The organism is Flagellimonas sp. B-3, from assembly GCF_056857835.1.
On record NZ_JBSXNW010000017.1, the window covers coordinates 274395 to 296386 of the forward strand.

Here is a 21992-nt window from a genome sequence, read left to right on the forward strand (position 1 = left end):
ACCTAAAAAACCACCCATTTAAATGAAACGGCGAAATTCCAAAGAAGAAAAACGATCGTATCCTATGTTTGAGGGTGACCGAAAACTGAGGACGTTGGTGGAAAACCTTCCGGGCATCGTATTTCGCTGTGAGAACGATTCTGATAGAACTATGCAGTTCATCAGTAATGAGTGTAGATGGATTACAGGATATTGGCCAGAAGAGTTTTGTAGGACGGGTGGCATTAGATGGGCATCCCTGATTCATCCCATGGACAAGGATGATGTCTGGAACACTGTACAAATAGCCTTGGCAAAAAACGAAAAGTTCCAGTTAAAATATCGAATAATCGATAAGGAAGGAAAGATTCACTGGATCAGCGAAACTGGAGTTGCAGTTGAAAAAAAAGAAGGCACGGTATTTCTGGAAGGATATATGCAAGATATTACTGCCCAAATCATGGGTGGCAACATCAATGTTATCAAGGAGAGGGCCTTGGATGAGGTACGGAACGGTATCGTCATAGCAAATGCCAAACCTAAACAGTTTCCCATCATTTATGTCAACAAGGCTTTTGAAAAAATTACGGGCTATACCAGCGAGGAGGTCATCGGTAAAAATTACAATTTCCTACAGAGTGACGAATGCCAACAGCAAGAAATTCAAATCATCCGCGAAGCACTATCAACCCAGTCCTCATGCCATGTGGAAACCCATAATTACAAGAAAGATGGTACCCTGTTCTGGAACGAGCTGTCCATTACCCCGATTCGGGATCTCCATAGTGAAACCACTCATTTTATAGTGATCCAAAATGACATAACGGAACGAAAAAACCTTGAATTACTGAGAAAGGCGAAGAACGATGTCCTGGAAATGATCATCAAAAAAAAGCCGTTGCCAGATATTTTTGACCGGATTCAAGACGTGCTGGAACAACAAATGCGAATCGGCACTGTCGCCATTTGTTTATATGATGACAGCGAACAGGTCATCAAAAGGGTTTCTGGTAACAAAATACACCCTGCCATCGCCAAGGCCTTGGATCAAATTTTGAAGGCTTCCGACTCCTGTCCGTGCGTTCGGGCCATTCGGTACAAAAAGAAAGAAAGTATTACCGATATCTTGGAGGAGCCTTCGTGGTCCAAACATCAGGCTTTACTTGTCGAAACAGGCATCAAATCCATCAGTTCCACCCCCATATTGGATGTAGACGACAATGTTCTGGGCGTTTTGACCATTTTTTATCCGGATGGATTCCTGAGTTCCCCTCAGAAGGAAGATTTAGTGGATGAGATGGCGGGACTTGTAGGTTTGGCCATTGAACAGGACAAGATCAGAAAAAGGCTCCAAATGAACCAAGAACGTTTGGAAGCACGATCCAAAGGTTTGGAAAAACAGGTGGAGCTGCGTAATAAAGACTTGGAACAAATCCTTAAGGAGTTGAGAGCAACAAACTTTGAGCTGAACGTTCAGATAGCAGATGCCCAAAATGCTAGAAAAAGGGCTGAAATACAAGAAGCCATGCTTTTGGCCATTGCACAGAAGTTTCCAAGGGGTGCCATCATTTTGGTGAATGAACAAATGCAGATAAGCTTTGTGGAAGGAGCCGAACTAAAATTCCTTCAAAAACAAATCCGTTCAAACCAAGAACTGTCCATAAACAACCTCGATGGTTTTTCGGTCAAGAGCAAGTCACTCTTGTTGACCTGCATTAAACAAACATTAAGAGGGAAACACTTAAGTTTTGAGATAGAGTACCAAAAAAGGAACTATATTGTGAATACCACGCCCTTGTTCATAGAAAATGGAAAGGCGTCCCTTGCGCTTCTTGTCCTGTTCAACATATCCGACCGAAAACGAAATGAGGGAAAAATGCTCCAAAACCTCATCAAGGAAAGGGAACTGAGCGAGCTAAAGACCCAGTTTATCAGCACAGCCTCGCATGAGTTCAGGGCACCGCTGAGTGTAATCCTATCCTCTGCTTCACTCATCGAAAAGCTGAACAACCCCGACAAGGGCGAGAGACGTTTGGTCCACTTGGAAAAGATAAAGTCGAATGTTCGTCAATTGGTCAACATACTCAACGATTTTCTTTCGGTGACCAAATTGGACGAGGGAGAGACCAAGGCCTCGCCCGAATATTTTGACCTGCTCCATTTTTCAAGGTCTTTGATTGAAAAATTGAAAATAGGAAAGAAAAAAGAGCAATCCATCATTCTGGAATGTGAAAAAGCTGAATTGGAAACCTTTTTAGATCCCAAGCTTATGCACCTTGTGCTCTCCAACCTGCTCAACAATGCCATCAAATACTCCGATGAAGACCAACCCATCCTTTTAAAAATTGAGGACAATGAGCACTATGTTAAGCTTTGGGTGATCGATCATGGGATAGGAATTCCGGAAGATGACCAAAAACATCTTTTTCAGCGGTTCTTCAGGGCCAAGAACAGTGTAAACATTGCCGGGACCGGCCTGGGTCTGCACATTGTTAAAATGTATGTGGAACTCATGGGCGGAAAGATAGGATTTGAAAGCAAGGAAAACCATGGAAGCACCTTTAAACTGGAGTTTCCCAAAAAACACTACACAAATGAAAAAAATACTGGTAATCGAAGATCATGAGGAGTTCCGAGAGAACACTATGGAAATCCTTGAAATGGCCAATTATGACGTTTTGGGTGCTGCCAATGGCAGATCTGGCATCCAAATAGCGTTGGAACATCTTCCTGACCTCATCATAAGCGACATTATGATGCCCGAGGCCAATGGATATACCGTACTGGAAGTCTTGGGCAAAGATCCGAGGACTTCCAAGATTCCCTTTATCTTTTTGACCGCCAAGGACAGAAAAGAGGATATGAGAATGGGAATGAACTTAGGGGCGGATGATTACATCTATAAACCCTTTGAAACCCAAGAACTCTTGGATGCCATAGCAATGCGGTTGAAAAAAAGTAGTTTTATTCACCAACATTTCTCCAAAACACCTGTTGGAATCAACCATTTTTTTAAGGAAGCATCGGAATATCTGGGCAAAGAGCTCACCTCACAAGATAGGGAATCCCAATCTTTCCGTGACAGGGAGGTAATTTACAGAGAAGGGAATGCCGCACATTTCCTCTATTTTATAGAGGAAGGAAATATCAAAACTTACAGGGGTACCGAGGAAGGCAAAGAAATGATCACTGGACTTTATGGTCCCGGGGACTTCGTGGGGCAGCTCTCTCTTTTGGGTAATGGGGGCACCTATCTCGAAACGGCCATTGTCATGGAACATGCCACGGTTCTAGGTATTCCGAAAGAGGATTTCATCCACTTGGTCTATCAGGACAAGGAAGTCGCCAATAAATTTCTTGAGATCATTTCCAACAACATGGCCCATTTACAGGAAAGATTGCTGGATATTGCCTATTCCTCCGTGGATAGACGCGCGGCAAAAGCATTGTTGGAACTTCACGAAAAAGGAATCTTGAAAGATGACCATCACAAGGGCGTTGATATGCTTCGGGAAGATTTTGCCTCCATGATCGGGGTGGCCAAGGAAACAGCCATTCGGACCCTCACCAAGTTCAGGGAAATTGGTCTGGTAGGTACCGACAAGCGGAGAAAACTCACGCTATTGGACAAGGATAGGTTGAAGCGTATCGCCGATTTTGACGATATGGTGTGATTTCATCAAGCGGGGGTCAGGAAGCCTACTATTAAACAATATTTCAATCTTTTTGGGCCTTGGCCTTTTCTTTTTCCAGTTTCCGAAAATACCTCCTCGTTAAAAAGTTGTGTTTTAGGGCCTCCATATTCTGGTTGAACTTATCCGTTCCCTCTTCTATGTTGTGCATTGTCTTCATAAGAAGCTTCGCCATAGTCGTATCTTGGGATACCAAATGGAGCATCCCTTCCTCCGTGTCCATACCTTGTACCAGATTGGTCAGGTCGCGGGTCATTTGCCTAATTTCTGCGCTTGAGGTCTCCAAATTTTCAATGCTGCTTCTGATATTTTCAGCTGCCACGGTATCTGTCAGTATTACCCCGGCAACACTTTCTTCCATATCAATTTTTCCCACAATGGTCTCCAGTTCCATGAGTGTGGTATTGGCATGATGGCTGCTCCGTTCAAGATTTTTTATAATCCCCTGCAAGTCCTTTACCATCACCGTATCATTGAGCAAACGGCCCAAAACCCCCTTTCCTTCCATCAAGGATTGGGTCACCTTCAAAAGATTCGATGTCAGCAAAGCTGCATTTTCGTTCGTAACGTTGAGCGTACTGAGCATATCTTGGGATGAAATCCTGCTATACGATTGGAGTTCATCTCCATTTTGCACCAAATCGGCCTTTCCCACACTTGGAACAATGTTCACCAACATGCTGCCCACCAAACCATCGGAGCCTATTGTGGCAATAGCATTTTTTCTGATGTGATCGCGCATTTCATCCTCAATGGTCATGTAAACATAAATGGTGGTATCGTTCACCATTTCCATTCGGTTTACCGTACCAATGTTAATGCCCGAAAAGCGCACATTGTTGCCATTTTGTAATCCGTTCACATTTTTGAAAACAGCACTGAGGGTGAAGGTTTTCACAAACATGTTCTGTCGGTTTCCAATAAGATAGGCCGCGATGAGCAGCAGTAAAGTTCCGGCCACCACAAAGATGCCGAGCCTTATATTTTCAGAAGAAGTTTTTGAAGCCATATCACTTTTTAAAAAATGCGTTTACCATAGGGTCCGACGATGCCGACAGTTCCCGGTAGGTGCCTTCGGCATAATTTGTTCCATCCACCAGCAAGACCATCCGTTCCGAAACGACCCTTGCACAATCCACATCGTGGGTAATGATCAAAGCCGAGGTGCCATATTTTTTTTGGATGTTCCGCATCAACTCGATGATTTCCTTTGCTGTTATGGGGTCCAATCCACTGGTGGGCTCATCGTACATGATCAATTTTGGCCTTAAAATAATCGCTCGGGCCAAAGCAACCCGTCTTTTCATTCCTCCCGATAATTCAGCGGGCATCAAATCCAAGGTGTGGGCCAAACCCACATTTTCCAAGGCTTCCATAACATACGGAAGCGTATCTTGTTCTGCACCAAATTTATTCCTGTGCCTTCGCATGGGAAATTCCAAGTTTTCCCGCACCGTCATGGAGTCATAAAGGGCACTCCCTTGAAAAAGGAACCCGATATTGGAGCGGAGTTCATCCAAAGCATGCTGGTCCAGGGTACTGATGTCCTTTCCCAGCACTTCCACATAGCCCTGATCTGGAGTGATAAGCCCTACCATGCACTTGATCAGCACGGACTTGCCCGAACCGGATTTTCCCATAACCACCAAGTTTTCCCCCTTCTTCAAAACCATATTGAACCCTTTTAGCACATGGTTGTCCCCAAAACTGATGTGGAGGTCTTTGATCTTGATGACTTGGTTCCCATTGGTTCCAAAATCGGTCCTTGTTTCAATTTGCTCTTGTCTTTCCATCATAGCTCATAAAAAATATCAGAAACAAAAACAGCAATGAAATCTACAACGAACAACAGCAGGGATGCCATGACCACGGCCGAATTTGCCGCAATGCCCACCCCTGCGGTTCCCTTATCCGAGTTATATCCTTTGTAACAACCCGTTAGCCCAATGACAAATCCAAAGAAAAAGGACTTGATGGTCGCTGGTACCAGGTCTCCGAAGGAGAGTGCATCAAAAACCGTGTTGAAATACAATCTGAAGGAAACATCCCCTTTCATGTTTTCCACAAGCGAGGAACCATAAAGGGCTACCAAATCCCCAAAAATGACCAGCAAGGGAAGCATGAGCGTAGCGGCCCAAATACGGGTTACCACCAAATATTTGAAAGGATTGGTGCCCGAAACCTCCATGGCATCTATCTGCTCCGTGACCCGCATGGAACCGAGTTCTGCACCAAAACCTGAAGCAATCCGGCCCGAGCAGATCAGGGCGGTGATCACGGGGCCAATTTCACGGACTATGGAAATCCCTACCATGTTGGGCATCCAGGAAACAGCCCCAAATTCTATGAGTGTAGGCCTAGATTGTAAGGTAAGTACCAGACCGATGATAAAACCTGTGGCCATCACCAAGAGCAGGGACCTGTTCCCCACTTGGTAACATTGCCTCAACAATTCCTTGAATTCGAATGGAGGGTTCAGGGCCTGTTTAAAAAAACGGCCTGCAAAATGTGAAAGGCTACCCACCTCTTTAAAAAAAAGTTTGGTCCTTTCCATAATTTTCATGGGAATTGCCAAGTCTTCCATACTCAAAAATAGCTTGGCAAAACGGGTGCTGAAATGACGGTTATCATAAAATCTGTCATCTAGGTTGAAGGTCAACTACTTTTATGAAGCATTGGAACTTCCATCCATCAGCAAATACAACCCAAATTTTGTCCATACATGGAACTGCGGCCATGACAAGCCGTTACTTTTTACATGTACTGTGACAAGAATCTAAAGAATTCCTTCTTCAAATCTGCATAGATCTGTCGCTGTTCTTCCATTTTCTTTCGGAAATCAGAATGATTTTTGACCAGAATGGTATCCAGTGCGGGCCTGCCTGTATTTTCTTGGGCCGCTATGCTTGTTTCATGGATTTGTATTTCTTCCTGAAGCTTTTCGATGACGCCATTGTGGAGCATGAACTCGTTTTGGTAGTGTTCCAATTTTTGGAGCACCTCCTTTTTGGTCCATCGGTTTACCAATTCATCCAAACGAAGGTTGAACGATTTCAACTCATCTTTCCAAAAGGCAAGTTCGGAATCCCACTGTTTGTGTTCAAAATGCAGGTCACTGTTGTCTATGATTACTTTTTCCATGATAATTAACCACTTAATGTTCTATCCCAAAACTATCCTATCCCATGCTTTCATGGAATGATCTGGGTCATTTTTCTGGGACTATCCTTTACATTACTTTGTCTTATTAAATGAAAATATCATGAAGAGAATTTGGTCATACACAGCAATTGTCCTATTGTTTATGGCAGTGCAGGGCTGTAGTCCAGTGTTGGTTTCGCACAATTTGGCAGACCCTCCCCCACCCTGGTTTTACCCAAATAGGGTGGAGACGGTACGATATGTTTATTTCCCGGAATTGAGCATTTATTACGATTTATCTGCCAGAACTTACATTTATTTGGATGGTGGGGTATGGTTAAGGAGAAAAGTATTGCCGCCCCGGTACCGAACACAAGACTTGAACCGATCTAGGTATGAACGCATCAGGAATTACTACGAGGATGATATTAGGCGGTATCACGATCAGAATAATGCGGACAGGGGACGAAGCAATAGAAGTGTTGGGAGAAGGAACAAATAAATCACCTACAGCTTCTTCAGCAATTGGGACTCCTGTTCAGCCTACAGGCTTGCAAAACTTGGTCCGCTTTGCTGCCATCCCTGTATATGGTGATTCCCTTCAAACCATATTCCCAAGCGGTCCAATATATCTCCGAAACAGTTTCCTCTGTGGTTTCTTTGAACAGGTTTATGGTCTTTGACACGGCATTGTCCGTATATTTTTGAAAGGCACGTTGGTGGCGCAAATGATATTGCCAGGGTATCTCCAAACTGGTCTCGAACAACTTTTTGAGCTCTTTTGGAACCATTTTCGAGTGCTGAACACTTCCCGTTTCCAATACCTCTGCTTTCAACTTTTCCGTCCATAGCCCAAGTGCCTCCATACTTTCTACAAAAACGGAATTGATTTCTGTTTGGGTTTTGTTCCCCATAATCCCAACACGACGATATGCAATGGCGTACAAGGGCTCTATGGAATATGAAGTATCTGCGATGATCGAGATGCTTCCCGTAGGAGCAATACTGTTACAGGTTCCATTTCTCATGGGTCTGTTTGGATGGAAAACGCTATTTGACCATTTGGGAAATACTCCTCGTTCCCCTGCAAGGGATTCGGATACAGCATAACTTTTTGATTGAATGAAACACATGATTTTTTCTCCCAGTTTGACAGCTTCCTCAGAGGCATAGGGAATTTCCAATCGGGCCAACATTTCCGCCCAGCCCATCACGCCCAGTCCCACCTTCCGGGTATTTGTGGTCTGGGTCTCAATCTCGGGCAGTAAATAGTGGTTTACTGAAATTACGTTGTCCAGAAACCTCATGGAGCCCTCAATGGTCTTTTTGAGCATATCCCAATCAACCCTTCTTTTACCCTTTTCTGATTTGAGCATCTTGGAAAGGTTCAAAGAACCCAGATTACAGCTTTCATATTCAAGAAGGGGCACTTCCCCACAGGGATTGGTGCTTTGGATAATACCTTGGTCGGGGATTGGGTTATGTTTATTGATCGTATCCAAAAAAATAAGCCCAGGATCCCCAGTTTTCCATGCTTGGGAAACAATCAGTCCCCATAAGGATTTCGCCCTGATGGCTTTTGTTACTTCTCCCGTTCTTGGGTTGATCAGGTTCCAATCCGCATTAGCGCTTACCGCTTTCATAAAATTATCGGTGATACCCACGGAAAGATTGAAGTTTTGAAGTGTATTGCCTTCGGATTTTGCCAAAATGAATGCTTCAATATCCGGATGGTCCACATTTAGGATTCCCATATTGGCTCCTCTCCTTTTACCGCCTTGTTTTACATGCTCCGTGGCCGTGTTGTATATTTTGATAAAGGCAATGGGACCCGAAGAGGTCCCTCCGGAAGATACAATTCTGTCTCCGTGGGGCCGAAGCTTTGAAAAATTATACCCTGTACCCCCTCCATTTTGATGAATCAGGGCAGTGCTCTTCAGGGTGCTAAAAATACCGTCCAAGCTATCCTCTACCGGAAGCACAAAACATGCACTCAACTGTCCTTTGGGCAATCCTGCGTTCATCAAGGTCGGTGAATTGGGCAAAAAGTGGAGATTGACCATCAAATCGTAAAATGTACCCTCCCAGTCGGCTTTATTCTTCTCCTCTACACTTGCAACATGTTTGGCTACTCTCTTAAAAAGCCCATGGGGCGTTTCAATAATTTTTCCCGAAGGGTTCCTGAGCAAGTACCTTGCCTGGAGCAACTGCTGTGCATTGGTTGTTCGTTTCATGGTATGTTGAAATATTCCCACTCAATTATGATGGAAAAACATGCCTTGTGGTTACTTTCCTTCGAGATGGGGCAAAACCATAAAAGGGATATTGAGATGCATACCTATTTTTCTGATAACCGGCCGGATGAACAAGCTTTCCAAAAAAGTATGCTTGTTCATGATCATGGCCAAAAGGTTGATTTTGTTCTTTTTTTGAAAGTCATTGATACCCTCTATAACCCCATTGACAGGTGTTTCATGAAATATATAGGTATGTGGTTTTAAAAGTTGTTCGAGCTTTTTCTTGTTCTTCATCTGGAATTCTGTCATACTATTACCGGTTGAAATATGCAGGATATTGATGTTCCCCTTATTTTCACTTGCCAAATAAAGAAGTTCCTCAATTATTTTTTTATCATAATCAACCTCAAAATCCACAGGAAATAGGATTTGCTTCGGGCTCTCGTATTTAAATTCCCCAGGGACTGCTATAAGTGGGCATTTTGCTTTTTTAATAGCATGGACGGTATTACTGCCAAACAGCAATTCCTTGGCTCCCGTGACCCCCTTTGTTCCCATCACAATCAAGTTTATTCCTTCTTTTTTTACCACTTCCCCTATTTCATCCACGAGTTGATTGAAGGCTCCTTGCAATACAAATTGGTGCTTGGGGTTTGCATGGTCAGCTTCCAGTTCTTGTTTCAATGCATTTAGTTGATCCATTGTTTCCTTTTGGTAATGGGCTATCGGGTTTGTTTCGTGGGAATCCATCGTCCAATTTTCAATACTGTACACGGGAATGCCATAAGCGTGCAATAAGTAAAAGGTACATGGTGTATCCTTATATAGCTTTAAAGCATAGCTAATGGCATTTTTTGCATTTTGGGAAAAATCAGTTGGAAGCAATACCTTTTTCATATTACATCTATTTGGAAATGTCCACCAAAATTAGAATATAAGAAGCGACCAAACCATGACTTAGGTCATTTCCAAAACCTTACCGCACATTATCTGTTTTTTGCGAACCAGAGAATCCTTGAAAGTACTACTCTGTGTTGCAATAAGCAGTTTCTTGTCAAAAGTTTATGAATACATCGCGTATGGTTCCGCAGCGTCCATCGCATACATATTCTTGTACCAAACTGCAAGTAAAAAGAAAAGAACCAAGGCACCGATCAATATCCAAACCACTATTTTGTACCATTTCACTTTCATGTTTTCCTTTTTTGATGTTCTTTTTTTTGTGTTGGACGGATACCATAATTATGGGTTTTTACATGATGCTCCAACAGTTCTTGTAAACTTTGTAGATAGTCCTCCAAGGCCTCTTTACCAACATTGGGATGGGTCAACACAGGAGGGGTAACGGGGTCTTCGTCCAAAAAGTGGTACAGTTCAGGGTATTGCGATTCCATGGTATGGGTCAACATGGTAATACTGTTCAATAGGGAATTCAACTCTTTCATGGTTTTTGGGCAACTGTTAACTACAATGTATGTACACTTTGTTCACTTTTTAGGATGATGATTCAATAAAAATAATGGCTGGGATGCACTTTGAAAATGACCTTAATCACCCCAGAATAACTACCGTGAGTGACCAATGTCATTGATGTGGGCAGGTCTTTGCCCTAACTTTCAGTTTAAATTGGGCAAGACGCGGTGTAAGACATTTTTTGCTCCCCATTTATGGGGGTAATGCTTAAAATTCCAATGTTGTAAGAATCTATAAATTTCAAGCAAAGAGAAAATCATGTTTAGAGACAGGGAAGATGCCGCTCTGCAATTGGCAGAAAGGCTTGAAAAATACAAAAATCAGAATGTAGTGGTACTTGCCATACCCAAAGGTGGGCTTCCCTTGGGTGTCATCATTGCCAAAGCCCTAAATGCCTCGCTGGATGTAGCCCTTTCCAAAAAAATTGGACACCCCTACAACAAGGAATACGCCATTGGGGCGGTAAGCTTGGAAAATGTGGTTCTCACCAATGACCATGGAGTGGCCAAAAGTTACATCACTGAAGAAACGGAACGAATCCGTAAAAAACTACAAAGTAGATTTGAAACGTACCACCGGAACAGAGAGCCCATATCTTTGAAGGGCAAGACCATTATTATTGTGGATGATGGTATCGCCACCGGCAATACCATAAAAATAACAGCCCAGTTGGTCCAAAACCAGCATCCACAAAAAACCATAGTGGCCGTTCCTGTAGCCCCTCTGGGTGCCATCCAAAACCTTCAGGATTATAAATACATTGATGAGGTAATCTGCCTGACCACTCCCCATAACTTTCATGCCGTTGGGCAGTTCTATTCGGAATTTGAACAGGTCTCAGAAGAAGAGGCCTCAGAATTGTTGAGGCATACGAGTTAATTTTTGGAAATGTGACATTCAATTAAATGATACATTTGGCCACTCATCTACATATCAAAAGTAACATGGCTTTCCCAAACATTTTCTTCATTCCTTTTTACATGGGTGCCGAGATAAGAAACCCCTCTTATCCTTTCATCAAAACCACCCAACCATTTGCCATATAACTCGGCCGAGATGCTATTCTCCGAAAGCTCGGCAAAATAAACATTACAGAAAAGGATTTTTTGCATATAGGTAAGGGAAAGAGTATCTGAGAGGAAATCGATCAAGAGGTCGGTGGCATTATCGGTGGAAATCTCCGTACACATTTGACAGTCAAAATGACCCGCTTTGTCACATCCTCCCTTTTTCAAGATATCGTTCATGATTCCAAGATTATCCCTTAAAAGTACTTCTAGCGAAGGTGCCAAGATCTTTATCTCAATTTCTGTCTTATATTTTACCGACCCATTCATGGCTTAACCGCTTTAACGGTGACAAAAGACCCCGTTCCGTAGCCGTTTTTGGGTATTTGTATTTCCTCTATGTCCTCAAGATCTCCAAAAAGGGTTTGGTTATACTTCAAGTTCCTAAAGCCTACATTTTTGAGCAATTGTTCCACTTGGTCAACCGAATGGAAAGTGGCCGTTTTGTAAAAATTGCTTCGATCTCTTTTGTTCATGTACGCTTTTGCAACACTTTGATCTCTATCCAAAAAACCTATAATTATAGCTCCATCGGACTTTAACACCCTATACGCTTCGGAAAGGGCTTTCTTAAGGTTTTTGAAGTAACAAATGGTAACGAAGAGCACAAAATCAAACTGCATGGCGGCATAGGGCAGGTGCTCTGCTTTTCCCTTCATAACCTCAACGCCCCTGTCAAACGCTTTTTTTGCCATTTCCACCGAAGGCTCAATTCCTTCCTTGATACCCAAAGGTTCGGAGAACCTTCCTGTGCCCAGACCTACCTCAATGCCCCTTATGTTCTGGGGCAGCTCCAAAAACTGCTCCTGCAATGCCAATATTTCGGATTGGTACACTTCGGGATGGTCCTCGTACCATTGTTCGTATTGCGATACGTGTTCATCAAATACTTCTGTAGTTGCCATAGCTCATTGTTTTTTAAAAAATTCAGTTATTGGTTGCACCGGCCACAATAATACAGGTCAACCCTTACAAATTATATGGTCCGAAGCCAAGAGACCGGCACGGACCATACAAACAAAACCGACTAACTAGGAATTATCCCCATCTATTCCGAAAGTGACCTTTGCATTCACACGGTATTCGGAAATTTGGTTGTTTTTTACACAAACCTGCATGTCCTTCACATAAACAGACTTGATGTTCCTCACTGTTTTTGATGTCTCCTTGACAATGTTGTTTACGGCATCCTCAAAACTCTCTTTTGAGTTTCCCATAATTTCAACGACTTTTAATACTGACATAACGATTGATTTATTGTTTAATAATTAGGCCAAAGACGACCCCGATTTCTATAGAAACTCACCTTTTTCATCCACTTTTACCCGCAGCGTCTTATCTCCATTTTCCAGTTTCAATTTGTATTTTTTGGAAACGCCCTTTTCGTTGTGATAAGTAACCCGGTAAACATCCTTGCTAATGGTCCATTCCGGAAACCTATCCAAGATGGCCTTCTTTACGGAATTTGGCAGGTTAATGTTTTTAAACCTCTCGGCAGTTCTGATGATTTTACCGTCTTTGTCGTAGGCGGCAAGGATTTTTCCTTCCGGGATAAAGAAATTGATGTTGTACAGATCATAGTCATCCTGATAGAATTCAGAATCTTTTACATCGAAGGCTGCGACTTTTCTTCTGAGCATTTCTACAGGTATGGAAGCTTCTTCCTCTGTATCTATGTTGTTCAAATACTTGTAATTGGTCGCATACACAATTACCTCGGACAATTCTTCCGTTTTAATGATCTGGGAGTGCAAAGAAATTGCGAATCCCACGGACAATAGGGTTAATACTATCTTTTTCATAATCTTAGTGTTTTTGTTAATACTTCAATGGCTGCTGAGCCATCCTTTTAAATTATCGCTCTATACATTCAAAACTAGTAGAGATAGGTTCTTCGCACAATGACCCAGATCACTCTAAATCATTTTAACCAACTCATTTACAATCCATTGAAAACAGTACGATTATTGCTAAAATTGGCATACAGAGCATTTGATGGACTGACCCAAGTCATTGGAAAATATTCGCTGTGCCTAAAAATTTGTCAATTAAATTGTAAGCCATGGATGTTTACATCAATCCTTTCAGGGCAATCATTTTAATGGAGAAATTGATGTCAAAATGTTAAAATTCGAAAAATAACGCTAAGATGACCCAGGTCATTCCACAAGCTCAACAATCGTCTTAATTTAGTGCCAAGATTACGATACAATACGTTCTTTGAAGATAAAACCAATGGTGTAAGAAATACAGAAGGAGATACAACTATTCTTTGACTCCTCTTGGAATTGCGAAAACGTTTAGTGATAAACACAAGTAGTTTATACAAGAAAAAGAGCGTTGGATAGGATAACTTCTTCTGTGAAACCGGGGCATTAAAATGCCCCGGTTTCTTCAAAGACTACAAAAAATAGTCAATTGGAAAAAAAGCCAACGGTTATAAAAGGTGTTTTTAAGGCACGAGGATTTGAATATCAACCACATTGTTTCCAAATGAGGTGAATCGTCCTCCTCTCCATAAAAAACACCCCATAGAATGTTTATGGTCTGAGAAGATGCATAAACTAGAAAGGTTTGGATTGTCCACTGAACAAGCGTTCTTAAGCATTTTAGCAATAAGATGGCGAAGAGAAAGTTTAAGGCAGAAAGCAACTCAAGCCTTTCGAAGAAACAGGGAGTTTAGGCTCCCTGTTTCCATTTAAATTCCGTCCATTTTCCTTAGTAGTGGCACATTATAATTAATTCATTCTGATAAAAATGGAATATTATTTCAATACCGTTCTCAGCGATACCACTTTCGAGAAAGCCGTGCAAAAAACAACCCAAGCCCTTAAAAATGAAGGTTTCGGGGTTTTGACAGAAATTGACATTCAAAATACCTTGAGGCAAAAATTGGATGTACACTTTCCCAATTATACGATTTTGGGAGCATGTAACCCATCATTTGCCCATAAAGCATTACAGGTTGAAAATAAGATTGGTACCATGCTACCGTGCAATGTTATAGTGCGTAAAGCCGAAGGTGGCAAGATAGAAGTGGCCGCGGTAAACCCCATTGCTTCGATGATGGGGGTTCACAACGAGGCTTTGATGGGCATTGCCGAGGAGGTCCGGGATAAACTAAAGAGGGTGATAGAAGCCCTTCAAGAAAATCATTGATCCATACCGATAAATAGTATCATGAAACCTTCAAATATCTGCGAACATTGTGGCATGCCCATGTACCACCTTACCGATTTTGGCACCAATCGGGATGGCAGTATCAACACAGAATACTGTCACAAATGCTATAAAAAAGGTAGGTTTATCCATGCAGGGGAGGAAAACTTTGATAGTTCCTACTCCTGTGACACCCCGCTATAATTGTACCCGTTGCATTGTCCAGTTCCTTTATGGTTTCTGGATTTGTTCACTGATATTGCAGATTTGTAAATCATTGTCACCTGTCTTTATCAGTATCAGATCGGGAGAGATGAAGGATGCGGTCATGTTTGGTGTCTGGTATCGTCTTTTGGACATAGAAATGTCTTCTCTTTTGCTGATGGGCCAAGTAATTTCACCCATGTTGTTTAGCACAACTTCGGTAAAGGCATAATCATAAATATTCAATTGGAAGTCGTTTTTTCCCCTGAAAGTCCTTCTACAATAGATTCCTATGGCCCTATCATCTTTAAAACCGGTAACGTTTAAATACTCCGGTTCGATTACGACCTTTCCTTGGGTGTTCATAAAACCATAGTACGGGATTCCCTCATCCTTTATCATTTGTATGGCACATAGGCCATTTTTAAATTTCGGATACTTGATGCCCTTGATATCATTACGGGATTCATCCGCATTTTGATTCCATACCACGTCATCCCTAAAATCTACGACTAAATTACCTTCCATATCGATAAAGCCCCATTTACCGTCTTTTCGGACGGCTGCCAAACCTTCACTGAAAGGCCCGACTTCTGTTAGTTCCTTTATTTTAATTGTAGGATCATTGATCGTTTCAAGGGTTTGTGCGCCCATTAAAAATGGGATGGCCATAATAGCCAAACCCACCAAATATTTTAGTCTCATAATTCATGTTTTTAGATTATATGAAGGTAGTGCGCAAGCTGGTCTACAACAATGACCTAAATCATTGTGCCACGCAAGGCAAGGGGGTAAGTTTACATTTAAGATAAGATCAATACCTATTTGGAGTTTTGAAATGTCTTGCAAGAATTATGTGGACAGACGTGCTTAAGTACATTAACCTTACTAAAAATAATGGAAAAGGAAGTCACAAAGTAATTACTGTTACCCAAATATGAATCACTAAAATTAGACAAAATGAAAATCCTAATTGTATATGGCACAAGTGAGGGGCAGACCCGAAAAATTGCCAGATTTATGGAAGAAGTGCTTCAGGGAGGAGACCACAAGGTGGTTATTGCAGATGCCACGGATGAGCCTCCTTCCCCTGCCCATTTTGAGGTTGTATTGATAGGTGCCTCTGTTCACATGCAAAAATATCAAAGTTCCGTGACCAATTATGTGATGCGGCATTTGGACATTCTTAATAAAAAACATTCCGCATTCTTCTCGGTTTCCATGGCCATTGCTTCCAACATAGAAGAGGAGCACGAAGAAATCAAAAAAATTGCTTTGGATTTCTTCGCAAAAACAGGATGGAAGCCCAATGAAGTTCGTCATTTTGCTGGAGCATTAAAATATACCCAATACGACTATTTTAAAAAGCTCATCATGCGAATGATTGCAAAAAAAGAGGGAGGCAGCACAGATACTTCCCGTGATCATGAATATACGGATTGGGACAACGTAAAGTCGTTTGTCCTCAACTTTTGCGCAGAAAATGTACAATCAACTGTGTAAAGACAGGTGGGCTTGAATCACCGTAAATCATTTTTATAACACTAATACTATAACCATGGGGTTCAATTTTGATCAATACACCGCAGAAGGAAATACTTTTTTAAATGACTACGCCAAACAGCTATCCATGGAGAACGACAAGGATAAAGCCGGTAGGGTCTTAACGTCCATATTGTATGCTTTAAGGGGCATTATCTCACCAATAGAGTCCCTACAACTTATTGCACAACTGCCCATGTTCATAAAGGCACTATATGTTAATGGATGGGCCATTGGCAAAAAAAGGGCCAGAGTCAAGAATTTGACGGATTTTATCGATCTCGTAAAAAAGCAAGATGGCTCCGCAGCTATTAACGACTTTGGCTACGATAATGATGCCGCAGAGGACTATATCCAAACAACTTTTCTGTTTTTAAAAAGGTATGTGTCCCAAGGCGAACTGGACGATATCAGGTAAATATTGCCGAAAGGCCTAAAAAATATTATTCCATCGCACATAATAAATGATTGATATTATTTCATTTACATACTATCCAACTAAATGGGCAAATGGATGGATTCTTGCTGATTCAATCAATAAAATCCCTACTTTACTTTAACCCAAAAAGTAAATCTTCTTTCATTTTTTATGTAACTTCCTGTCTAAAAAGGAACAAAAAACCGATTTTAATCGAGTGAGCAGTACTTTGGGCGGCTTAAAAAAGAATATAGACACCCTTAAAATATCACGTATTCTACACAAAACAACATCCAATCAGAACAGTGATTGCTATGCTGTTTGTTGGGTTCAAAATGGTGCTGAGGCAATTGAAATAAACAAGACCTTGTACAACAATGTATCGAACGCTGTTTTTTTCTTAAGCCCAGATCATGACTGGAAAATCTTAAAGAAGGGTACTACAACTTCATCGGGGTATGTGCTTTATATTCCCAAAGGTGTTTTAAACCACCCCACTTTCAAAAATCTCCACATAACTGAAGTCCGTCTTTTAAACAGCAATGAAATACCGAAAATCAACCTTTCTCCAGGTATAGAAACACGCATAAAAGCTATTCTTGAAATGATGGACGAGTTGCTCAGCACTAACTTAAAACATCGTGAAGAGGCTATACTTTCCCTCTTAAATACCTTTTTTGTTTATTGTGACGGTAAGTGCAACATCAAGTCGGTGATCACGGACAACAATTCAAGGTCTGCATTGGTTTATAAATTCAAAAAAAGCATTGACCAAAACATTACTGAACATCATGAAGTGGGCCACTACGCCAAAAAGCTCAACATATCCGACAAATATTTAAATGAATGTGTCAAGGAGGTTTTGGGCATCAATGCCAAGCATCTTATAGATGAGCAACTGGTCATGCGCGCCAGGCATAACCTGAAATTCACGGATAAGACCATTAAAGAGATTGGCTACGAACTGGGTTTTTCCTCTCCCGACTATTTCAGCTATTTCTTTAAAAAGCATACTGGAATCACTCCTTCCCAGCTTCGGAAAAGCTGATATTCCGAAAATCCAAGGAATAGCCGTGTTTTTCACAATATTCCAATAACTCCCACCCCTTATTTTTATCCAAACAACAAACCAAATGTCATGGACAGAAAAAAATTCATTCAAACCTCTGGGTTGGGCCTTGGGCTTGCCTTAGTTCCTGGAATTGCCAACAGCAAACAACTATTCAACAAAGTAACACCACCCAACAACCCAAGCCCAAAAATCATAAAGGACAGCGAAGGCGATGTTTTGAATGTTATTGGGGATATCCAGACCCATAAACTGGTCGGTAGCGACACCAATGGTCAAATTGTGGAATGGGTCGACAATGTAGGTCCCGGAGTTGGTATTCCTCCCCATGTTCACACAAAGGAAGATGAAATTTTCAGGGTAATTAAAGGACAAGTTGAAATAATGGTGGATGGGAAAACCACGGTTTTGGAAGCTGGTGACACCGCCTTTGCCCCGAAAAATATTCCACATTCTTGGAAAGTTGTTGGAACTGAAAAGGCTAAAATGATCACAAGTGCCTTTCCCTCAGGAATTGAAATCATGTTCAAGGAATTGGCCGATTTACCTCCTGGTCCGCCAGATTTTGAAAAAGTCGCCACAATATGTGGAAACCATGGTATCTCTTTTCTCTGAAAATTGTTTACAACCGCAAGTATGCTTGTTGGAAACAACCATTTACTTTATTGTACCAAAAAATGAGTGAGGCAACGGCAGAATATCTATATTCCTCTCCTTAAAATGATTAACCGGCCACTAAAGTAGCTTAATACGTCAATGTATTATACCCCTTGGCCTGAAGTTGGAGTATTCGTACAGACCACGTTGGCACCGGCACCAATCCGTCGATAAGTTGGTCCGCCGACACATTTAATTTTTCCATGGCCACACTGCATATACTAACGCGCACCTTGGATTTGTATTTCTGAAAAAAGGTTTCCAGTTTGGATCCCTTTACCAACTCGGCAACTACCTTTCCTTTAACAACGACTTCGTAATCGACTATCTCTACCCCGTTTTCCATCAAAAGATCATACATGTTCAATGCGCCTTTAAAATGGCGTTCATCACTGACCCCAATGGCAAATTGCTTGGTGTTTTTTAAATCGTTGACCGTTTCGGCATCCAACCGAACTTGCGCAGTAGCATCAACACCGCCAAAAATAACTGTAGCGATAAATATGATCAATGTGTGGAATGCTCTTTTCATGGTTCGTAAGTTTAACAATCAATATTTTAAAGATACAACTATTGACTCGCTTCTTTTACAACAATGGTTTTATAGACGGTTATTGGTTTGCCATAAGTGGTAAATCCATCCAAAACCACTTCAAACTTCCCTGTAAGATCAGAGGTATAGAACTCAAATTGTAAGTCTGTATCATCTCCTACCTCAACATGGGGCTCCCACAACAACACTCTTCTGTAATCGGGGATTCTCTTGCCCATTTGCTCCGTAGTGTAACGCTGCTTATAATAATTCTTTTTGGGCATAGGTTTTTCAATAGGAACATTGATACCGTAGTCGGGAGCATAGTTTTCAAAAAAATCGCCTTCTATGGTTTTTACCGCCATCATGCCTTGGTAATCCTTGCCCGCCATTCTAAACTGATCTCGAACCAAGCTGATGGATTGTATTTGTCTAGCATCATAGTTCTTTACTTTTTCGTGATCTGGCACGTACACCCCATCAAACAGCACAATGGCAGGAAAATCATTGGCCTCTTCGTTATAGGTTTCAAAATCTTGGGCAATTCGGATGTAATCGCTTCCATCGGGGTTGTTTCTATACCCAGCATAGTTGAGTACCTCCACCAGCGTCTCCTGAAAGGTCCGAAAGCGTGTAAACTCGTCCAATTTTATGGTTTCGGGCATACCGCCATCAAAAGGGTCTACAGGGGTTCCCAGAAGAATGGAATCCGGTTTTACGGAGTAAAATTGATTCTCCAATTGATTGTGTATGCTACGTTGTGCAATAGCTTCGGAATATTCTGGTTTTATATGGAATTGATCAAATATCAGTTGGGAAGCATCAAGATGGGGAACTTTACCCAGAGAAACCTCAACATTCTGGGCATTTTCTGCGACTTGCACAATGGCCCTACCCAATTTGTAATTTTTTCTCAAATAGGTATAGAAATTGCCATGACTGTCCGTTGTGGCAAATTTTAGTAGAAACTCCTCACCCGGAACCGACACCACCATTTTGGCATCGGAAACAGGGATTCCCTGTCCATCGGTCGCTTTTCCATACAATAGCTCTCCACGCTGTTCCGGCAGAAAAAGACTGTCGCCCACCGTTTTGTCCAATGCTCCCTTTACATTAAAATATTTGTTGGCGTAGGAAATGGCATTTATGGAGGGAAACACCAACATTTCACTCTTTTTTTGAACCCTTAGGGTATAACTTCCGTGACCAAGCTGGGCTTTGTAGTTTTTAAGATTTACAACAACCTTTTCCCGAGTTCCGTAAATTTCTTGTTCCAATTTTATTTGTACTACCGATGAGTCCACAGGTTGACTCAATTTTTCGCCAATTATTGCCTTCTCTTCTAAATTATCGGGCAACAATTGTGATTGATCTATTTGATAAGGGTTAATAATGACCAAATCATCCTTAAAAACTTGCTCCATACCGTTGTTTTTCATCCATTGGGTATAGCCGAGCAATTTGTAATTTCCTGAAGGTACATGGGTATTGACAAAGAAATCGCCTTGTGACTTACCTTTTTGAAGTCTAACCTTTTGTTCCAGCACATATTCCCCTTGTGGGTTCACCAAGGCAACGTAACCCACAAAACTTATATTGCTGGCGCGATTGTTCTGTGCATTGAAGCAATAAAAGGCATAGTGTAGGTACTCTCCCGTGAACACAATGGGACCGGTATGGTGCAAATACACCTTTTCTTGCGGTAGGCTTTTTAGGTTTTCCAATTCCTCTTCACTACTTATTACGTATTGAGCTTGAACGGGCAAGGACAACGTTGCGAGAACCATAAGTATTACCCATTGTTTTTTCATAAGCTAAGTTTTTAATCTATCCAAAAATCTGGTTTTACATTACTTCCCAACAAGGTACAGTCTCCACAAATTCTTTGAACAAAAATGTAAGGCCCAGGACAAGATGCATAGGGTACCAAATTCTCATCGTAGCCCGAAAAATAACTAATGGTCCCTATGTTTACTCTTTCTATTATGGATTGTGGACAGGGATTGGAAACGGGTTCTTGAATACAGTATGACGGATGGGATTCAGGAACGGATTGCAAAAAACAATCAAAAGGAAAGGCAGGTAGTTCTTCGTCGGGGAAAAAATCCTCAAAATTAAAGAACAGTCGCCTGTCCGACACCCCCACGGCCTCCACATACCCCAAAACATTTTCACTTGTCCCATCCTTTCTATACACGTTTGCATAAAGCGCTCCTGGCTGTATCTGGGAAAATATATTATCCGATTGCGAAAAGCTTTTCAAAGTCTCATAAAAAGAATACGCATCGGCAGATTGTACTTGTTGTTGCACCAGAATACTGTAGCGTTCCGAAATAATAAAATTGTCCTTACCAATAAAACGTACCATGTGCTTGGAAACTTTGCTTTCGGGATTTCCCGCAGTACTCAACTGTTCAATAATAGTGGAAGAAACGGTATTATAACATACCCTGTTCTCCACTTCTTTGGGTACAACCTCTAAATTGTATGTAGGTACAGGCAAAGCACAGGGGTCATAGTCTGTTAACACAAAATCACTGCCTGCCCAAAAAGGAGAGACTATTTTATAAGTTTCTTCAAAAGTATATCTATAAAATTCCGTGTTTCCTTGCTGGGGTTGACTATCCACATAAATGGCCACTCCTTCCGCTCCGCTGTCGCTAACAGCTCTTTCAGCATACACATTGGTCAATTGCGAGGTTCCCTCTACAGTTAAAGGGTCAGAGGCATATTCCCTGCCATCACTGGTTGTAATATCCAAGGTATATCCAACACCCATTTCCAACGCAAATTGTTGATTGGAGAGGTAGATGCCATCATCA

Annotated in this window: 26 protein-coding genes; 10 read left to right on the forward strand and 16 right to left on the reverse strand. The window is 41.6% G+C overall.

Annotation, left to right across the window (positions count from 1 at the left end; genetic code table 11):
* The first annotated feature begins 22 nt into the window (after nucleotides 1-22).
* A complete protein-coding gene (locus AC13CS_RS06035; protein ID WP_482888667.1) occupies nucleotides 23-2605 on the forward strand; it encodes a PAS domain S-box protein in 2583 nt (860 codons plus the stop codon).
* Entirely contained in the window at nucleotides 2574-3653 is a 1080-nt protein-coding gene (locus AC13CS_RS06040; RefSeq protein ID WP_482888668.1) for a response regulator, read from the forward strand. Before AC13CS_RS06035 ends, AC13CS_RS06040 begins: the two co-directional genes overlap by 32 nt.
* Nucleotides 3654-3696: 43 nt before the next feature.
* Here the strand turns inward: AC13CS_RS06040 and AC13CS_RS06045 are convergent, their stop codons facing one another.
* From AC13CS_RS06045 to AC13CS_RS06060, 4 genes are all read right to left on the reverse strand, one after another.
* On the reverse strand, nucleotides 3697-4680 hold the full coding sequence (locus AC13CS_RS06045; RefSeq protein ID WP_482888669.1) for an MlaD family protein: 984 nt from the start codon (nucleotides 4678-4680) through the stop codon (nucleotides 3697-3699).
* Between the two features lies 1 nt (nucleotide 4681).
* Entirely contained in the window at nucleotides 4682-5464 is a 783-nt protein-coding gene (locus AC13CS_RS06050) for an ABC transporter ATP-binding protein (RefSeq protein WP_482888688.1), read from the reverse strand.
* Entirely contained in the window at nucleotides 5464-6255 is a 792-nt protein-coding gene (locus AC13CS_RS06055; protein ID WP_482888670.1) for an MlaE family ABC transporter permease, read from the reverse strand. Before AC13CS_RS06055 ends, AC13CS_RS06050 begins: the two co-directional genes overlap by 1 nt.
* Nucleotides 6256-6425: 170 nt before the next feature.
* Nucleotides 6426-6812 carry a hypothetical protein gene (locus tag AC13CS_RS06060; RefSeq protein WP_482888671.1) on the reverse strand — a complete coding sequence of 129 codons (387 nt, stop codon included), beginning with the start codon at nucleotides 6810-6812 and terminating at the stop codon, nucleotides 6426-6428.
* A 121-nt stretch (nucleotides 6813-6933) separates the two neighbouring features.
* On the opposite strand from AC13CS_RS06060, the gene AC13CS_RS06065 reads away from it, so the two are divergent.
* Nucleotides 6934-7314 carry a hypothetical protein gene (locus tag AC13CS_RS06065; RefSeq protein WP_482888672.1) on the forward strand — a complete coding sequence of 127 codons (381 nt, stop codon included), beginning with the start codon at nucleotides 6934-6936 and terminating at the stop codon, nucleotides 7312-7314.
* A 16-nt stretch (nucleotides 7315-7330) separates the two neighbouring features.
* On the opposite strand, the gene AC13CS_RS06070 is transcribed toward AC13CS_RS06065, so the two are convergent.
* The 4 genes from AC13CS_RS06070 to AC13CS_RS06085 all read right to left on the reverse strand — a co-directional run bounded on the left by AC13CS_RS06070 (nucleotide 7331) and on the right by AC13CS_RS06085 (nucleotide 10494).
* Nucleotides 7331-9046, reverse strand: a complete 1716-nt coding sequence (locus tag AC13CS_RS06070; RefSeq protein WP_482888673.1) for an adenosylcobalamin-dependent ribonucleoside-diphosphate reductase — start codon at nucleotides 9044-9046, stop codon at nucleotides 7331-7333.
* Nucleotides 9047-9097: 51 nt separating this feature from the next.
* Nucleotides 9098-9946, reverse strand: a complete 849-nt coding sequence (locus AC13CS_RS06075) for a universal stress protein (RefSeq protein WP_293168535.1) — start codon at nucleotides 9944-9946, stop codon at nucleotides 9098-9100.
* Nucleotides 9947-10111: 165 nt separating this feature from the next.
* Complete coding sequence (locus AC13CS_RS06080) at nucleotides 10112-10243, reverse strand: hypothetical protein (protein ID WP_326278018.1); 132 nt, start codon at nucleotides 10241-10243, stop codon at nucleotides 10112-10114.
* The gene (locus AC13CS_RS06085; RefSeq protein ID WP_482888674.1) at nucleotides 10240-10494 is read right to left on the reverse strand and encodes a hypothetical protein; all 255 of its coding nucleotides are present in this window, start codon (nucleotides 10492-10494) and stop codon (nucleotides 10240-10242) included. Before AC13CS_RS06085 ends, AC13CS_RS06080 begins: the two co-directional genes overlap by 4 nt.
* Before the next feature lie 286 nt (nucleotides 10495-10780).
* On the opposite strand from AC13CS_RS06085, the gene AC13CS_RS06090 reads away from it, so the two are divergent.
* Nucleotides 10781-11401 carry a phosphoribosyltransferase gene (locus AC13CS_RS06090; protein ID WP_482888675.1) on the forward strand — a complete coding sequence of 207 codons (621 nt, stop codon included), beginning with the start codon at nucleotides 10781-10783 and terminating at the stop codon, nucleotides 11399-11401.
* 47 nt (nucleotides 11402-11448) lie between these two features.
* Here the strand turns inward: AC13CS_RS06090 and AC13CS_RS06095 are convergent, their stop codons facing one another.
* The 4 genes from AC13CS_RS06095 to AC13CS_RS06110 all read right to left on the reverse strand — a co-directional run bounded on the left by AC13CS_RS06095 (nucleotide 11449) and on the right by AC13CS_RS06110 (nucleotide 13391).
* A complete protein-coding gene (locus AC13CS_RS06095) occupies nucleotides 11449-11859 on the reverse strand; it encodes an archease (RefSeq protein ID WP_482888676.1) in 411 nt (136 codons plus the stop codon).
* Nucleotides 11856-12494: a class I SAM-dependent methyltransferase gene (locus tag AC13CS_RS06100; RefSeq protein ID WP_482888677.1), complete on the reverse strand. Its 639-nt coding sequence runs from the start codon at nucleotides 12492-12494 to the stop codon at nucleotides 11856-11858. Before AC13CS_RS06100 ends, AC13CS_RS06095 begins: the two co-directional genes overlap by 4 nt.
* Nucleotides 12495-12620: 126 nt before the next feature.
* Nucleotides 12621-12833: a dodecin family protein gene (locus AC13CS_RS06105; protein WP_293168547.1), complete on the reverse strand. Its 213-nt coding sequence runs from the start codon at nucleotides 12831-12833 to the stop codon at nucleotides 12621-12623.
* Between the two features lie 48 nt (nucleotides 12834-12881).
* A complete protein-coding gene (locus tag AC13CS_RS06110) occupies nucleotides 12882-13391 on the reverse strand; it encodes a nicotinate-nucleotide adenylyltransferase (RefSeq protein ID WP_293168549.1) in 510 nt (169 codons plus the stop codon).
* A gap of 955 nt (nucleotides 13392-14346) precedes the next feature.
* Here AC13CS_RS06110 and AC13CS_RS06115 point away from each other — a divergent pair.
* Both AC13CS_RS06115 and AC13CS_RS06120 read left to right on the forward strand, forming a co-directional pair.
* On the forward strand, nucleotides 14347-14748 hold the full coding sequence (locus AC13CS_RS06115; protein ID WP_482888678.1) for a DUF302 domain-containing protein: 402 nt from the start codon (nucleotides 14347-14349) through the stop codon (nucleotides 14746-14748).
* 21 nt (nucleotides 14749-14769) lie between these two features.
* Complete coding sequence (locus AC13CS_RS06120) at nucleotides 14770-14952, forward strand: zinc ribbon domain-containing protein (protein ID WP_293168553.1); 183 nt, start codon at nucleotides 14770-14772, stop codon at nucleotides 14950-14952.
* A 27-nt stretch (nucleotides 14953-14979) separates the two neighbouring features.
* Here the strand turns inward: AC13CS_RS06120 and AC13CS_RS06125 are convergent, their stop codons facing one another.
* A complete protein-coding gene (locus AC13CS_RS06125; RefSeq protein WP_293168555.1) occupies nucleotides 14980-15657 on the reverse strand; it encodes a WG repeat-containing protein in 678 nt (225 codons plus the stop codon).
* 255 nt (nucleotides 15658-15912) lie between these two features.
* On the opposite strand from AC13CS_RS06125, the gene AC13CS_RS06130 reads away from it, so the two are divergent.
* From AC13CS_RS06130 to AC13CS_RS06145, 4 genes are all read left to right on the forward strand, one after another.
* Nucleotides 15913-16455: a flavodoxin domain-containing protein gene (locus AC13CS_RS06130; protein ID WP_482888679.1), complete on the forward strand. Its 543-nt coding sequence runs from the start codon at nucleotides 15913-15915 to the stop codon at nucleotides 16453-16455.
* Nucleotides 16456-16510: 55 nt separating this feature from the next.
* Complete coding sequence (locus AC13CS_RS06135; protein ID WP_482888680.1) at nucleotides 16511-16912, forward strand: DUF2267 domain-containing protein; 402 nt, start codon at nucleotides 16511-16513, stop codon at nucleotides 16910-16912.
* Nucleotides 16913-17129: 217 nt separating this feature from the next.
* Complete coding sequence (locus AC13CS_RS06140; RefSeq protein ID WP_482888681.1) at nucleotides 17130-17960, forward strand: helix-turn-helix domain-containing protein; 831 nt, start codon at nucleotides 17130-17132, stop codon at nucleotides 17958-17960.
* 90 nt (nucleotides 17961-18050) lie between these two features.
* The gene (locus AC13CS_RS06145) at nucleotides 18051-18596 is read left to right on the forward strand and encodes a cupin domain-containing protein (protein WP_482888682.1); all 546 of its coding nucleotides are present in this window, start codon (nucleotides 18051-18053) and stop codon (nucleotides 18594-18596) included.
* 130 nt (nucleotides 18597-18726) lie between these two features.
* Here AC13CS_RS06145 and AC13CS_RS06150 read toward each other — a convergent pair whose 3' ends face one another.
* The 3 genes from AC13CS_RS06150 to AC13CS_RS06160 all read right to left on the reverse strand — a co-directional run.
* Nucleotides 18727-19170: a hypothetical protein gene (locus tag AC13CS_RS06150; RefSeq protein WP_293168565.1), complete on the reverse strand. Its 444-nt coding sequence runs from the start codon at nucleotides 19168-19170 to the stop codon at nucleotides 18727-18729.
* Nucleotides 19171-19208: 38 nt separating this feature from the next.
* Complete coding sequence (locus AC13CS_RS06155; protein ID WP_293168567.1) at nucleotides 19209-20981, reverse strand: hypothetical protein; 1773 nt, start codon at nucleotides 20979-20981, stop codon at nucleotides 19209-19211.
* Between the two features lie 11 nt (nucleotides 20982-20992).
* Nucleotides 20993-21992, reverse strand: a 1000-nt coding sequence (locus AC13CS_RS06160; protein ID WP_482888683.1) for a DUF4249 domain-containing protein, incomplete at its 5' end; no start/stop codon positions are given.

Bases quoted from the DNA above. Each gene is read 5' to 3' on its own strand.
- AC13CS_RS06115 (WP_482888678.1), top strand. From the start codon at position 14,347: ATGGAATATTATTTCAATACCGTTCTCAGCGATACCACTTTCGAGAAA.
- AC13CS_RS06070 (WP_482888673.1), bottom strand. From the start codon at position 9,046: ATGAAACGAACAACCAATGCACAGCAGTTGCTCCAGGCAAGGTACTTG.
- AC13CS_RS06100 (WP_482888677.1), bottom strand. From the start codon at position 12,494: ATGGCAACTACAGAAGTATTTGATGAACACGTATCGCAATACGAACAA.
- AC13CS_RS06095 (WP_482888676.1), bottom strand. From the start codon at position 11,859: ATGAATGGGTCGGTAAAATATAAGACAGAAATTGAGATAAAGATCTTG.
- AC13CS_RS06060 (WP_482888671.1), bottom strand. From the start codon at position 6,812: ATGGAAAAAGTAATCATAGACAACAGTGACCTGCATTTTGAACACAAA.
- AC13CS_RS06045 (WP_482888669.1), bottom strand. From the start codon at position 4,680: ATGGCTTCAAAAACTTCTTCTGAAAATATAAGGCTCGGCATCTTTGTG.
- AC13CS_RS06155 (WP_293168567.1), bottom strand. From the start codon at position 20,981: ATGAAAAAACAATGGGTAATACTTATGGTTCTCGCAACGTTGTCCTTG.
- AC13CS_RS06110 (WP_293168549.1), bottom strand. From the start codon at position 13,391: ATGAAAAAGATAGTATTAACCCTATTGTCCGTGGGATTCGCAATTTCT.
- AC13CS_RS06050 (WP_482888688.1), bottom strand. From the start codon at position 5,464: ATGGAAAGACAAGAGCAAATTGAAACAAGGACCGATTTTGGAACCAAT.
- AC13CS_RS06055 (WP_482888670.1), bottom strand. From the start codon at position 6,255: ATGGAAGACTTGGCAATTCCCATGAAAATTATGGAAAGGACCAAACTT.
- AC13CS_RS06105 (WP_293168547.1), bottom strand. From the start codon at position 12,833: ATGTCAGTATTAAAAGTCGTTGAAATTATGGGAAACTCAAAAGAGAGT.
- AC13CS_RS06130 (WP_482888679.1), top strand. From the start codon at position 15,913: ATGAAAATCCTAATTGTATATGGCACAAGTGAGGGGCAGACCCGAAAA.
- AC13CS_RS06040 (WP_482888668.1), top strand. From the start codon at position 2,574: ATGAAAAAAATACTGGTAATCGAAGATCATGAGGAGTTCCGAGAGAAC.
- AC13CS_RS06120 (WP_293168553.1), top strand. From the start codon at position 14,770: ATGAAACCTTCAAATATCTGCGAACATTGTGGCATGCCCATGTACCAC.
- AC13CS_RS06125 (WP_293168555.1), bottom strand. From the start codon at position 15,657: ATGAGACTAAAATATTTGGTGGGTTTGGCTATTATGGCCATCCCATTT.
- AC13CS_RS06075 (WP_293168535.1), bottom strand. From the start codon at position 9,946: ATGAAAAAGGTATTGCTTCCAACTGATTTTTCCCAAAATGCAAAAAAT.
- AC13CS_RS06090 (WP_482888675.1), top strand. From the start codon at position 10,781: ATGTTTAGAGACAGGGAAGATGCCGCTCTGCAATTGGCAGAAAGGCTT.
- AC13CS_RS06145 (WP_482888682.1), top strand. From the start codon at position 18,051: ATGGACAGAAAAAAATTCATTCAAACCTCTGGGTTGGGCCTTGGGCTT.
- AC13CS_RS06080 (WP_326278018.1), bottom strand. From the start codon at position 10,243: ATGAAAGTGAAATGGTACAAAATAGTGGTTTGGATATTGATCGGTGCC.
- AC13CS_RS06035 (WP_482888667.1), top strand. From the start codon at position 23: ATGAAACGGCGAAATTCCAAAGAAGAAAAACGATCGTATCCTATGTTT.
- AC13CS_RS06085 (WP_482888674.1), bottom strand. From the start codon at position 10,494: ATGAAAGAGTTGAATTCCCTATTGAACAGTATTACCATGTTGACCCAT.
- AC13CS_RS06135 (WP_482888680.1), top strand. From the start codon at position 16,511: ATGGGGTTCAATTTTGATCAATACACCGCAGAAGGAAATACTTTTTTA.
- AC13CS_RS06065 (WP_482888672.1), top strand. From the start codon at position 6,934: ATGAAGAGAATTTGGTCATACACAGCAATTGTCCTATTGTTTATGGCA.
- AC13CS_RS06150 (WP_293168565.1), bottom strand. From the start codon at position 19,170: ATGAAAAGAGCATTCCACACATTGATCATATTTATCGCTACAGTTATT.